Raw genomic sequence first — 14,874 nt, 5'->3', positions numbered from 1 at the left:
AACGCGACCTCGCCCGGCGCACCGGCAACCCCGGCGACGACCTGCGGCGCGGGCCGACCCTCGGCGAGCGCGTCCAACGCGACGGTCAACTCGTCGCGGTCGGCGGCGAAGACCACCGCCCGGTGGTCGTGGGACGCGCGGGTGGCGACGAGCGACCAGCCGACGTCGCCGACTTCGGCGTCCGGCACCTCCTCCAGGTGGTCCCGCAGGTCGCGGGCACGGTCGGCGAGGGCCTCGGCGGTACGCCCGGAGAGCACCCAGGGCAGTTCGCCGGACGGCCCGTCGGCCGCCGGTTGCGGCGCGGGCTCCTCGGCGGGCGCCGATTCGAGGATGGTGTGCACGTTGGTGCCGCTGATCCCGAACGAGGACACTCCGGCCCGGCGTACGCCGTCGACCGGTTCCCAGGGACGGGCCTCGGTGAGCAGTTCGACGTTGCCGGCGGACCAGTCGACGTGCGGGGTCGGCTCGTCGACGTGCAGGGTGGGCGGCAGCACGCCGTGCCGCATCGCCAGCACCATCTTGATGACCCCGGCGACACCGGCCGCGGCCTGGGTGTGCCCGATGTTCGACTTGACCGAGCCCAGCCAGAGCGGACGGTCGGCGGGCCGGTCCTGCCCGTACGTGGCGAGCAGCGCCTGCGCCTCGATCGGGTCGCCGAGGGTGGTACCCGTGCCGTGCGCCTCGACGACGTCGACCTGGGCAGGGGTGAGCCGCGCGTTGGCGAGGGCCTGCCGGATGACGCGCTGCTGGGCGGGGCCGTTGGGGGCGGTGAGGCCGTTGGACGCGCCGTCCTGGTTGACGGCGCTGCCCCGCACGATCGCGAGGACCGGGTTGCCGTCGCGGCGGGCGTCGGAGAGCCGCTGGAGCACCAGCAGGCCGACGCCCTCGCCCCAGCCGGTGCCGTCGGCGGCCCCGGCGAACGGCTTGCACCGGCCGTCGGCGGCGAGGCCGCGCTGCCGGGAGAAGCCGACGAAGATGCCGGGGGTGGCCATGACGGTGGCGCCGCCGGCCAGGGCGAGGTCGCACTCCCCCGCCTGCAGGGCCTGCGCGGCGAGGTGCAGCGCGACGAGCGACGCCGAGCAGGCGGTGTCGACGGTGACGGCCGGGCCGTGCAGCCCGAACGTGTACGCCAGCCGCCCGGAGATGACGCTGGCGTTGACGCCGGTGGCGAGGTAGTTCTCGTCGACGTCCCCGGCGGCCATCAGCAGGGAGCCGTAGTCCTGCCCGTTGGTGCCGACGTACACGCCGGTGCGGCTGCCGCGCAGCGCGGTCGGGTCGATCCGGGCCCGCTCGAACGCCTCCCAGGTGGCCTCCAGCAGCAGTCGCTGCTGCGGGTCCATGGCCAGGGCCTCGCGGGGGCTGATGCCGAAGAACGCGGGGTCGAACTCGCCGGCCCCGGCGAGGAAGCCGCCCTCCCGGACGTAGCTGGTGCCGAGGTGCTCGGGGTCGGGGTGGTACAGCTCGGCGAGGTTCCAGCCGCGCTCGCCGGGCATCAGGGTCATCGCGTCGGTGCCGGCGGCGACGAGGTCCCACAGCTCCTCGGGAGAGGACACGCCGCCGGGGAAGCGGCAGCTCATCGCCACGATGGCGATGGGCTCCCGGTGCAGGCCGGCGCCGTCGGCGACCACCTCGCCGGGGGTGTGACCGGCGGTCAGGCCGTGCAGGTGGGCTGCCAGCTCGGCAACGGTGGGGTGGTCGAAGACGAGGGTGGCGGGCAGGGTCATGCCCGTCTCGGCGGTCAGCCGGTTGCGCAGCTCGACGGCGGTGAGCGAGTCGAAGCCGAGGTCGCGGAAGGTGCGGTCGGGCAGCGATTGGCCGGCCGGGTAGCCGAGCACCGCCGCGGCCTGGGTGCGGACCAGCTCGGTGAGCTGCGGCAGGGACCGGCCGACGACGACGGCGCGGACCGGCCCGGCGGGCCCGGCGGGTACCCCGGGCAGGGCGGCGATCAGCGGGGTCGGACCGCCCCAGGCGGCGGCGAGGCGTCCCCAGTCGACATCGGCGACGGTGACGGCCGGCTCGGCGGTGTTGACCAGCCGGCCGAGCGCGGTGACCGCCTCGGCGGCGGGCAGCGGGTTGAGGCCGCCCCGGGTGAGCCGGGCGGTCAGCGCGGCGGTGGCCGCCGCCATGCCGTCCTCGGCCCAGGCTCCCCAGCCGATGGAGGTGGCGGGCAGCCCCTGGCCGCGCCGCCACGCCGCGAACGCGTCGAGGTACGCGTTGGCGGCCGCGTAGTTGCCCTGCCCGGCGCTGCCGACGACGCCGGCGAGGGAGGAGAAGAGCACGAACGCGTCGAGGTCCCGGCCGGCGGTGGCGTCGTGGAGCACCCGCGCGGCGCGGACCTTGCCGTCGAGGACGGCCTGCATCCGGGCCAGGTCGAGGCCGTCGAGGATGCCGTCGTCGACCACTCCGGCGGTGTGCACGACGGCGGTCAGCCCGGGCAGGCCGGCGACGAGGGCGGTGACGGCGTCGGCGTCGGTGACGTCGCAGGCGACCACCCGGGCGGCGCCCAGCTCGGCGACCAGGTCGGCCGCGCCTGGGGCGTCCGGGCCGCGCCGGGAGGCGAGCACCACCTCGGCGGCGCCGTTGGCCAGCAGCCACCGGGCCACGTGCCGGCCCAGCGCGCCGGTCCCGCCGGTGACGAGCACGGTGCCGGAGGGCCGCCAGGCCGCCCCGGCGGGCGGGGCCGCGGGGACGAGCCGCCGTTCGAGCACGCCCTGCGGGCGGATCGCCACCTGGTCGTGGCCGGCGTCGGCGAGGACGGCGAGCAGCGCTTCGCCGGCGGCCCGGTCGAGGCGGCCGGCGGGCAGGTCGACCAGGCCGCCCCAGCGGTCCGGCTGTTCGAGGGCGACGACCCGGCCGAGGCCCCAGGCCGCGGCGGACGACGGGTCGGCGACGTTCTCGCCGCCGCCGACGGACACGGCGCCCCGGGTGAGGCACCACAGCCGGCCGGGCAGGCCGGTGTCGGCGAGGGCCTGGACGATGGTGAGCAGCAGGGCCGTCCCGGCGGGTACGGCGGGCGCGTCGGGCAGCGCCCCGTCCCGCTCGGGCAGCAGGCAGAGCACGCCGGCCCACCCCTGCTCGCCGCGTTCCCGCAGCAGCGCCCCCAACTCCGCCCGCCCGACCCCGGGGCTGACGTCGAGCACGTCGACGTCGCCCCCGGCCCGGCCGAGCACGTCCGCGACCTCGCCCGCGTCCTCCCCGGGGGTGACGACGAGCCAGCGGCCCGCGAGGGCTGGCGTGGGGGCGGGGTGGATCGGCTCCCAGGTGATGCGGTACGACCAGGCGTCCAGCGCCGCGTCGCGCAGGCGGGCCCGCCGCCACGTCGACAGCACCGGTACGGCCGGGGCGAGGGCCGCCACGGCGTCCGGGTCGTCCTGCACGGCCAGGTGGGACGCCACGGCGGGCAGGTCGCCGCGCTCGACGGCGGCCCAGAAGTCGCCCTCGGCGCCGTCGGTCCGCTCGGGCGACGCGACGGTCGTGCCGTCCACCTCGGGCCAGTACCGCTGGTGCTGGAACGCGTACGTGGGCAGGTCCACCCGGGCCGCGCCGGTGTCGGCGAACCACCGCGCCCAGGTGACCGGGACGCCGTGGACGTGCAACTCGGCCAGGGCCGCCAGCAGCGCGTGCCCCTCCGGCCGATCCTTGCGCTGGGCGGCAACGGCGAGCACGCCCTCGTCACCGGGCAGGATGTCCGCGGCCATCGCCGTGAGGACGCTCTGCGGACCGACCTCCAGGAACGTGCCCACCCCGGCGGCCCGCAGCGCGGCCACCCCGTCGGCGTAGCGGACGGCCTCCCGGACGTGCCGCACCCAGTAGTCGACGCTACGGATCTCCTCGGCGTCGGCCAGCGCGCCGGTCACGTTCGACACCACCGGCAACACCGGCTCGGCGAAAGTCAGCCGGCCCAGGACGGCCCGGAACCTCGCCAGCATCGGCTCCATCAGCGGGCTGTGGAACGCGTGGCTGACCGTCAGCCGGCGGGTGCGCACACCCCGCTCCCGCCAGACCCGCTCCACCTCGTCGAGGGCCTCCGCGGCACCCGAGACCACCACAGAGGTCGGACCGTTGACCGCCGCGACGCCCAGCCGGTCGGTGAGCCCGTCCAGGGTGGACAGCACGTCGGCCTCGGGCGCGGCGACGGCCAGCATCCCGCCGCCGGCCGGCAGCGCCTGCATCAGTCGACCCCGCGCGGCCACCAGGGCGCAGGCATGCTCCAGGGACAGCACCCCGGCCACGTGCGCGGCGGTGATCTCCCCGATCGAGTGCCCGCCCACGAAGTCGGGCACCACCCCGAACGACTCGACCAGGCGGAACAGGGCCACCTCGACGGCGAACAGGCCCGCCTGCGTGAACACGGTCTGGTCCAGCAGCTCCGCCTCGGGCGTGCCCTCGGGAGCGAACAGCACCGCCTTCAGCGGCTGCGGCAGCGCCCGGTCGAGGTGCCCACACGCCTCGTCGAGCGCGGACGCGAAGACGGGGAAGGCCGCGTACAGCTCCCGGCCCATGCCGGCGCGCTGCGCGCCCTGGCCGGAGAAGAGCACGGCGAGCTGGCCGCGCCCGGACCCCGTGCCGGCGAGCACGTTCCCGGCCGGCGAGCCGGCGGCGAGGGCCCGCAGCCCGGCCACCAGGTCGTCGCGGCCGGTGGCGGCGACCACCGCGCGGTGGTCCAGCACGGACCGGGAGGCCACCGACGAGTACGCGACGTCGAGCGGGCGGGCGTCGCCGTCGGCGTCGGCCAGCCAGGCGGCCCAGCGGCCGGCCTGGGCGGCGACGGCGGCGTCGGACCGGGCGGAGAGCAGCACCGGGACGACCGGACGGTCGGCCGCGGGCGGCTCGTCCGCGGCGGGCTCCGGCGTCGGGGCCTGCTCGATGATGGTGTGCGCGTTGGTGCCGGACACCCCGAACGACGACACCGCCGCCCGGCGCGGCCGGTCCACGGCCGGCCACGGAGTCGCCTCGGTGGCGAGCGCGACCGCCCCGGCGGTCCAGTCGACGTGCGGGGACGGCTGGTCCACGTGCAGGGTGGGCGGGACGATGCCGTGCTGGATGGCCAGCACCATCTTGATCACACCGGCGACGCCGGCGGCGGCCTGGGTGTGGCCGAGGTTGGACTTGACGGAGCCCAGCAGGACCGGGGCGGCCTCGCCCCGGTCCTGGCCGTACGTGGCGAGCAGGGCCTGCGCCTCGATCGGGTCGCCGAGCCGGGTGCCGGTGCCGTGCGCCTCCACCACGTCGATCTGCTCGGGAGCGAGCCGGGCGTTGGCGAGGGCCTGCCGGATCACCCGTACCTGGGAGGGGCCGTGCGGGGCGCTCAGGCCGTTGGACGCGCCGTCCTGGTTGACCGCGCTCCCGCGGACCACGGCGAGGACCGGGTACCCGTGGCGTTGGGCGTCGGAGAGGCGGGTGAGCAGCAGCATGCCGACCCCCTCCGACCAGGAGGTGCCGTCGGCGGCGGCGGCGAACGCCTTGCACCGCCCGTCGGCGGCGAGCCCGCGCTGCCGGCTGAAGCCGACGAACACGGCCGGGGTGGGCATGATGGTGACGCCGCCGGCGAGGGCCAGCTCGCAGTCGCCGTTGCGCAATGCCTGGACGGCCAGGTGGATCGCCACCGACGAGGAGGAGCACGCGGTGTCGATGGTGACCGCCGGCCCCTCCAGGCCGAGGGTGTACGCCACCCGGCCGGAGACGACGCTCGTGGAGTTGCCGGTGAGCAGGTGCCCCTCGCCGTTCTCGGTCGCGGCCTGGGCGATCACCGCGTCGTAGCCGTGCGAGGCGGCCCCGACGAACACCCCGGTACGGCTGCCCCGCACGGTCGGCAGCGGCAGCCCGGCCCGCTCGAACGCCTCCCAGGACGTCTCCAGCAGCAGCCGCTGCTGCGGGTCCATGGCGAGGGCCTCGCGGGGGCTGATGCCGAACAGGTCGGCGTCGAAGTCCCCGGCGTCGTAGACGAAGCCGCCCTCCCGGACGTAGCTGGTGCCGGGGTGGTCGGGGTCGGGGTGGAAGAGCCCGTCGAGGTCCCAGCCCCGGTCGGCGGGGAACGGGCCGATCCCGTCACCGCCGTCGCGCACGAGCTGCCACAGCGCCTCGGGCGAGTCGACCCCGCCCGGGTAGCGGCAGCTCATCGCCACGATGGCGATGGGCTCGGAGTCGCGGGCCTCCAGCTCGCGCAGCCGCCGCCGGGTACGCCGCAGCTCCGAGGTCGTACGCTTCAGGTACTCGACGTACTTCTCGTCCTCGTTGCTCACCGTGGACCTACCTCACTCGGCATGCCGATGTCGTTGCGGCTGTCGGTCACGACGTCTCCAGCTCGCGGTCGATCAGGTCGAAGATGTTCTCGGCGGTGGCCGACTCCAGGTCGTCGTCGCCGTCCGCGTCGGACTGCCGCTCGGCCAGCCGGTCCAGCAGGCCGTGCAGCCGGTCGGTGATCCGGCGGAACTCGGCGTCGGTCGGGTCGAGCCCGGCGAGCACCGCCTCCAGCCGGTCGAGTTCCCGTCCGGCGCCCGCGGACCGTTCGGCTGCCGTGTCGGCGAGGTCGAACTGCGTCGCCAGGTACGCGGCGAGCGCCGTCGGCGTCGGGTTGTCGAAGACCAGCGTCGCCGGCAGCCGCAGCCCGGTAGCTGCCCCGAGCCGGTTGCGCAGCTCGACCGCGGTGAGCGAGTCGAAGCCGAGTTCCCGGAACGCCTTGGTCGGTTCCACGGCGGCCGAGTCGCCGCGGCCGAGGACCACGGCGACGTGCGACAGCACCAGCTCGCGCAGGGCGCGTTCCCGCCTGTCCTCGGGCAGGGCGCGCAGGGTGTCGACGAACGCCTGCCCGCCGGCGGCCTCGGCGGCGACGGCCCGACGGTTGGCGGGGCGGACCAGGGCCGCCAGCAGCGGGTGGACGGGCGCGCCGGACGCCGCCATTCCCGTATTGATCTTCGCCGGCATCAGCACCGCCCGCTCCGACCCCCAGGCGGCGTCGAACAGGGCGAGGCCCTCGTCGTTGGTGAGCGCCACCAGCCCGCTGCGCTCCAGCCGCCGCAGGTCGACGGCGTCGAGGTGCCCGGTGATGCCGCTGGCCTGCGCCCACAGGCCCCAGATCAGGGAGACCGCCGGCAGGCCGAGGGCCCGCCGGTGGTCGGCGAGGGCGTCGAGGAACGCGTTGCCGGCGGCGTAGTTGCCCTGGCCCGGCCCGCCCATCACGCCGGCGGCGGCGGAGTAGAGCACGAACGCGGTCAGCTCGCGGTCGAGCGTGGCCCGGTGCAGGTTCCAGGCCGCGTCGACCTTCGGCCGCAGCGCCGTGGCGAGGCGGTCCGGGGTGAGCGCCTCGACGGTGGCGTCGTCGGTGACACCGGCGGTGTGCACGACGGCGCGCAGCGGGTGTCGGGCGTCCACCATGGACAGCACGTCGGCGACGGCGTCCGGGTCGGCCAGGTCGGCGGCGACGATCGACACGTCCGCGCCGAGCGCCTTGAGGTCGGCCAGCAGCTCGTCCGCGCCCGCGGCGTCCGGGCCGCGCCGGCTGACCAGCAGCAGGTGCCGGGCGCCGTGCGTGGTGACCAGGTGCCGGCAGAGCAGCGCGCCCAGGGCGCCGGTGGCGCCGGAGACCAGGACCGTGCCGTCGAGCCGCGGCACCTGCGGGATGCTCACGGTCAGCTTGCCGACGTGTCGGGCCTGGCTGAGGAAGCGGAACGCCTCGGGGGCGCGCCGGACGTCCCAGGTGCGCCGGGGCAGTGGCCGCAGCGCGCCGCTCGCGAACAGCGCCATCAGCTCGTCCAGCATCCGCCTGATCGTGGCCGGGCCGGCCACCATGAGGTCGAAGTCCTGGTAGCTCACGCCGGGGTGTTCGGCCGCGATCCGCCGCGGGTCCCGCTTGTCCGTCTTGCCCATCTCGACGAACCGGCCGCCCGGGGAGAGCAGCCGCAGCGACGCGTCCACGAACTCGCCGCTGAGCGCGTTGAGCACCACGTCCACGCCGCGCCCGCCGGTGCGCTCGCGGAACTCGTCAACGAAGTCGAGGGTGCGCGAGGAGGCGATGTGCGCGTCGTCGAAGCCGGTGGCGCGCAGCGCCGGCCACTTGCCGGGGCTGGCCGTGCCGTAGACCTCCGCGCCGAGGTGGCGGGCGATCTGCACGGCGGCCATGCCGACGCCGCCGGCGGCCGCGTGCACCAGCACCGATTCCCCGGACTTCAGCCGGCCCAGCTCGACCAGCCCGTACCAGGCGGTCAGGAAGACCACCGGCACGGCGGCCGCTTCGGCGTACGACCAGCCGTCGGGGATGCGGGTGAGCATGCGATGGTCCGTGACCGCGACGGAGGAGAACGAGCCGGAGATGATGCCCATGACGCGGTCGCCGGGCGCGAGGTCGGTGACGCCCGGGCCGACCCGGAGCACCACTCCGGCGCCCTCGCTGCCCAGCACCTCCTGGTCGGGGACCATGCCGAGGGCCAGCACCACGTCCCGGAAGTTGAGGCCGGAGGCGCGCATCTCGACGACGACGTGTCCCTCCGGCACCTCGTCCGTCCCGGTCGGGACGGGCAGCAGGGCCAGGTTCTCCAGGGTGCCCTTCTCGGTGACGTCGAGCCGCCACGGCGCCTCGTCGCCGGGCAGCGACAACGCGCCGGCGTCCCGCGCCCGGGCGAGCCGGAGCACCAGGACGGCGCCGTCGCGGACCGCGAGCTGTGGCTCGCCGGAGCCGACCGCGGCCGCGATCGCGGCACGGGAGGAGGAGGCGTCGTCGGTGTCGAGCAGCGTGAACCGGCCGGGGTGTTCGGACTGCGCCGATCGGACCAGCCCCCACAGGGCGGCGTTGGCGAGGTCGCGGGGGGCCTCGCCGGGTGCGGCGGCGACCGCACCCCGGGTGTGCAGGACCAGGCGGGTCTGCTCCAGCCGCGGCTCGGCGAGCCACTGCTGCACCAGCGCCAGGGCGTCGCGGGTCGCGTCGTGCGCGTCCGCGACGGCCCGGACCGGGTCCGTGTCCCGACCGGCCCGCAGGTCGATCACGACATCCGGTACGTCGTCGCCACCGTCCAGCGCGGCGACGAGTTCCGCCAGGTCGCGGTGGCCCGCCACCGGGTGCCCGGCGGCGGCCAGCGCGTCGGCCAGGCCGAGGGGGTCGTCGCCGAGCAGCGCCCAGCGCGTCGTGCTTTCGGCGGCCGCGTCGATCGCCGGCAGCGGCGTCCAGTCCAGGTGGAACAGCGAGGTGCGCCGCAGCGCGGCGGCCTCGTCGGCCCGGCCGGCGACGACGGGGCGGAAGGTCAGGGCCTCCACCGTGAGGACCGGCTGGCCGGCCGGGTCGGCCACGGTGACGGCGACCGTGTCCGGGCCGAGCGAGCGGAGCCGCACCCGCAGTCGGGTGGCGCCGTGGGCGTGCAGGGTGACCGAGCGGAAGGCGAACGGCAACCAGCCGGTGCCGGTGGCGTCCGCCGGGTCGCCGAGCAGCCGGGAGGGCCCGGTGGCCTGGAGGGCCGCGTCGAGGAGGGCCGGATGCAGGCCGAACCGGGACGCCTCGGCGGCGACCGCGTCGGGCAGCACCACCTCGGCGTACGCCTCGTCGTCGTGGCGCCACACCCGGCGCAGGCCACGGAAGGCGGGGCCGAAGACGAGACCGCGCTCGGCCGTCTGCGCGTACCAGGTGTCCAGGTCGGCGTCGACCTCGACGGCGTCGGCCGGCGGCCACTCCCCCGGTACGGCCACGGGGGCGGGGAGCTGCGGCAGCAGCAGGCCCTCCACGTGCCGGGTCCACTCCGCGTCTGCGCCCTCCTCCGGGCGCGAGTGCACGGTGACGCTCCGCTCGCCGGTCTCGCCGGGCGCGCCGAGGCGCACCTGCACCTGGATGGCGCCGGTGGGCGGCAGCACGAGCGGGCTGATCAGGGCCAGGTCGCCCACCTGGCCGGCGTCGACCTCGTCGCCCGCGCGGATCACCATGTCCAGCAGGGCGGTGCCGGGAACGATCACCGTCCCGCCGACGGCGTGGTCGGCCAGCCACGGGTGGGTACGCACGGACAGCCGCCCGGTGAACACCACGGTCTGGTCGTCGGCGACGGGTACGGCCGCGCTGAGCAGCGGGTGCCCGGCGTCCTGGAGGCCGGCCGAGCTGACGTCCCGGACCCGGTGGGCGGGTGCCTCCAGCCAGTACCGGTCGCGGTCGAAGGCGTACGTGGGCAGGTCGACGGTCGGCGCGGGCGTGAGGACCTTCGTGAGGTCGACGGGCAGGCCGATCGCGTACGCGGTGGCCAGGTTCGTCAACAGCCGGGTCGGATCATCATCGCCGCGCCGCAGGCTACCCAGCGTGTGCCCCGTGCTGCCGGTGTCGTCCAGGATCGCCGTCACCGGCATCGTCAACACCGGATGCGCCGACACCTCCACAAACGTCGTGTGCCCCGCCGCGACCGCCACCCGCACCGCCGCGTCGAACCGCACCGGATTCCGCAGGTTCTCATACCAGTAACCGCCATCCATAACGGTCGGATCAGCCCAGTCACCAGTCAGCGTCGACACCAACGGAACGTCCCCGCGCCGCGGCTCCAGACCCGCCAGATCCGCCAACATCTGATCCCGGACCCGCTCCACCGCCGGGGAGTGCGAGGCGTAGTTGAACCGGATCGGCCGCGCCCGCACACCCTCGGCCCGGAACACCTCCACCAACTCCGCCACCTGCTCCGGCGGCCCGGAAACCACCACCGTCGCCGGCCCGTTCACCACCCCCACCACCACCTCGGGATGATCCACCAGACGGGCCGTCACCTCGTCGGCCGGCAGGTCCACCGCCGCCATCGCCCCCGTACCCGCAAGACCGGCCAGGGCACGAGCCCGCAGAATCACCGCCCTCGCCGCATCATCCAGGGACAGCACACCCGCCACACAAGCCGCCGCGATCTCCCCCTGCGAATGACCAATCACCACCTGCGGAGTCACCCCCGCCTGCCGCCACACCTCCGCCAAAGACACACCCACCGCGAACAACACCGGCTGCAACACCTCAACCCGGTCCAACCAGGACTCGTCATCCCCGGTCAACACCGACACGATGTCCACATCCAGATACGGCGCGAACGCCCGCTGACACTCCGCCAGCCGCGCATCAAACGCCGCACACCGCCCCACCAGACCCGCCGCCATCCGCGCCGACTGGCCACCCTGACCGGGGAACACGAACACCACCCCGGACCCGTGCTCGGCGGCCGTACCCGTCAGCACGTTCCCCGCCGGCGAACCCGCCGCCAGCGAGTCCAACCCGGACAGCAGTTCCCCGACGCTCCCGCCGACCACCGCTGCCCGGTGCTCGAACGTCGACCGCGTCGTGGCGAGCGACCAGCCGACCGCCGCCGGTTCCAGCCCCTCGTGCTCGCGCACGTGCCGCGCCAGGCGCGACGCCTGACCGGCCAGGGCCGCCTTCGACCGCGCCGACACCGGCCACACCACCACACCCGAATCCACCAGACCCGGGCCCCGGTGTGCGCCGCCGTCGAGCGCGGACTCCGCGCCGTCGGCCGGGGGGAGGTCGGTGGGCTGCTCGATGATCATGTGGGCGTTGGTGCCGGAGACGCCGAACGACGACACCGCCGCCCGGCGCGGCCGGTCCACCGCCGGCCACGGCGTCGCCTCCGTCGCCAGCTCCACCGCACCGGCCGTCCAGTCGATGTGCGGCGACGGGGCGTCCACGTGCAGCGTGGCCGGGACGACGCCCTCCCGCATGGCGAGGACCATCTTGATCACGCCCGCGACGCCGGCGGCGGCCTGCGTGTGCCCGATGTTCGTCTTGACCGACCCGAGCAGCAGCGGCACGTCCCGGTCCTGCCCGTACGTGGCCAGCAGCGCCTGCGCCTCGATCGGGTCGCCGAGGGTGGTGCCGGTGCCGTGCGCCTCCATCACGTCCACGTCGCGCGCGGACAACCCGGCCGAGGCCAGGGCCTGCCGGATCACCCGCTGCTGCGACGGCCCGTTCGGCGCCGTCAACCCGTTCGACGCCCCGTCCTGGTTGACCGCGGAGCCACGCACCACCGCCAGCACCGTGTGGCCGTTGCGCCGCGCATCGGAAAGCCGTTCGAGGAGCAGCATGCCGGCGCCCTCGCCCCAGCCGGTGCCGTCGGCCGCCGCCGCGAACGCCTTGACCCGCCCGTCGGCGGCCATGCCGCGCTGCCGGGAGAACTCCACGAAGAGGCCCGGCGTCGCCATCACGGTCGCCCCACCCGTCAAGGCGAGATCGCATTCGCCCCGGCGCAACGCCTGAACCGCCAGGTGCATCGCGACGAGGGACGACGAACACGCCGTGTCCACAGACACCGCCGGCCCCTCCAACCCCAACGCGTACGCCACCCGACCGGACACCACACTCGCGGCGTTCCCCGTGCCGCCGAACCCCTCCACCTGGTCGCCGGCCACCACCAACAGGGACCTATAGTCCTGGCCGTTCGTGCCCACGAACACCCCTGTTCGCGAACCCCGCAACGACCCCGGAACAACCCCTGCCCGCTCGATCGCCTCCCACGACGTCTCCAGCACCAACCGCTGCTGCGGGTCCATCGCCAGCGCCTCACGCGGGCTGATCCCGAAGAACCCCGGATCGAAGTCGGCCGCGTCGTACACGAAGGCACCCTTGTCCGTGTACGTGGTGCCGGGCTTCTCCGGGTCGGGGTCGATGAGCCGGTCGAGGTCCCAGCCGCGGTCGGTGGGGAACTCGCCGACGGTGTCCACGCCGGCGGCGACGAGCCGCCACAGCTGCTCCGGGTCGGTGACGCCGCCCGGGAATCGGCAGGCCATCGCCACGATGGCCACCGGCTCGTCGCCGTCCACGACGGACGGGGCGCCGGTCTCGGCGGGGGCTCCGGTGTCGCCGAGCAGTCCGGCGAGCAGGAAGCGGGCCAGCGCCACCGAGTTGGGGTGGTCGAAGACCAGGGTGACGGGCAGCGGCTGCCCGATCGCGGCGACCAGCCGGTTGCGCAGCTCGACCGCGGTCAGCGAGTCGAAGCCGAGGTCCCGGAACGCGGTGGTGGCCGGGATCGCGGCGGCGTCGTCGTGGCCGAGCACGTCGGCGGCGAGTTCCCGGACCAGGTCGGCGAGGGTCTCCTCCCGCCGGGCCGGGGTCAGCCCGGCCAGCCGGCGGCGCAGCGTCGCCGCGACGCCGTCGTCGCCGTCGTCGTCGAGCGGCGCCCCGCCGTCGAGGGCGGCCTTCGCCTCCGGTACGCCCTCCAGCAGCGGCCGCCGCCGGGCGGAGGCGAACGCGGGGGCGAACCGGGACCAGTCGACGTCGACGACGGTGAGGGCGACGTCGTCGTGCTCGAGGGCCTGTTGGAGGGCGCTCATCGCGACGGCCGGGTCCATCGGCGGCACGCCCCGGCTGCGCAGGTTCCGGTCGGCGTCGGCGGTGTGCATGCCGCCCTCGCCCCAGGAACCCCAGGCGATGGCGGTGCCGGCCCGCCCGTCGGCGCGCCGCTGCTGCACGAGCGCGTCGAGGTACGCGTTGCCGGCGGCGTACCCGGCCTGGCCGGCGCTGCCCCACGTGGCGGCGATGGACGAGTAGACGACGAACGCGTCGATTTCCTGGCCGGCGAGGAGGTCGTGCAGGTGCGCGGCGCCGACGGTCTTGCCGGCCGTCACCTCGACCAGCTCGGTGGGGGTGACCGCCATGAGCGGGGTGGTCTGCGCGATGCCGGCGGTGTGCACGACAACGCGTACCGGCGGGCCGCCGGCCTGGACGCGGTCGAGCAGGTCGGCGAGGGCGGCCCGGTCGGCGATGTCGCAGGCGGCGACGGTGACCCGGGTGCCGAGGTCGCGCAGCTCGGCCGCCAGTTCGGCGGCGCCGGGGGCGTCGGGGCCGCGCCGGCTGACCAGCACGATGTGCTCGGCGCCGGCCGTGGCGAGCCAGCGGGCGGCGCGGGCGCCGAGGCCGCCGGTGCCGCCGGTGACCAGCGCGGTTCCGGTGGGCGCGAAGCGCCGTACCGGGGGGCGGTCGCCGAGTCCGGCGCGGACCAGGCGGCGGACGAAGACGCCGGAGGCGCGGACCGCGAGCTGGTCCTCGCCGGCCGGCCCGGCGAGGATCGCGGCGAGCCGGCCGGCGGTGCGGTCGTCGAGGTGGGACGGCAGGTCGACCAGGCCGCCCCAGCGATGGGGTGCCTCGACGCCGATCACCCGGCCGAGGCCCCAGAGCGCGCCCTGCCCGGGGTCGGTGAGCCGGTCGTACGCGGCGACGGTGATCGCCCCCCGGGTGACCAGCCACAGCGGCGCGTCGAGTCCGGCGTCGCCGAGCGCCTGCACCAGGGCGAGCGTGGTGGCCAGGCCGGGCAGGGTGGCGCCCTCGCCGGCCGGCGGTTCCCAGGCGAGCAGGGAGACCACCCCGGCGACGTCGGCGCCGGCCAGGGACGCGGCGAGCCCGGCCCGGTCGGCGGCGGGTTCGACGGTCAGCGGCAGCAGCTCGGCGCCGGCGTCGGTCAGCGCGGCCCGGACGGCCCGTGCCGCCGGGTCGTCGTCGAGCCCGGCGGGCAGCGCCAGCAGCCAGGTGCCGTCGAGGCGGGCGGCGGCGGGTTCGGGGGTCACCTGCCAGTCGGCCCGGTACCGCCAACCGTCGAGGAGGGAGTGTTCCTGCCGCTGGCGTCGCCAGCCGGCGAGAACGGGCAGCAGGGTGCGCAGCGACTCGATGGCCTCGGCGTCGTCGACGGCGAGGGTGCCGCGCAGGGCGTCCAGGTCGGCGCGTTCGACGGCGTCCCAGAACCGGTGGTCGAGCAGGCCGGTGCTGGCGGCCTGGGCGGCGGGCTCCTCGTCCGGCACCCAGTAGTGCTGTCGTTGGAACGGGTAGGTGGGCAGATCGACCAGACGCCCCGGCCGACCGGCGAACGCGGGCCGCCAGTCCACCGACGCACCACCGGCATAAACCTCCGCCAACGCCCGATGGAACCGGCC

The 14,874-nt window shown here is 75.8% G+C and carries 2 protein-coding genes; both read right to left on the bottom strand.

What is annotated here, in order from left to right; genetic code table 11:
* On the bottom strand, positions 1-6,242 hold a 6,242-nt coding region (locus ACFY23_RS31590; protein WP_387039107.1), incomplete at its 3' end, for a type I polyketide synthase.
* A 46-nt stretch (positions 6,243-6,288) separates the two neighbouring features.
* The coding region (locus ACFY23_RS31585; protein WP_387039104.1) for an SDR family NAD(P)-dependent oxidoreductase at positions 6,289-14,874 on the bottom strand (8,586 nt) is incomplete at its 5' end.

This window comes from Micromonospora sp. NPDC000121 (assembly GCF_042899165.1).
Classification (GTDB): Bacteria; Actinomycetota; Actinomycetes; order Mycobacteriales; family Micromonosporaceae; genus Micromonospora.
The sequence above is the reverse complement of the archived record's forward strand: the minus strand, read 5'-3'. Positions and strand labels throughout refer to the sequence as shown.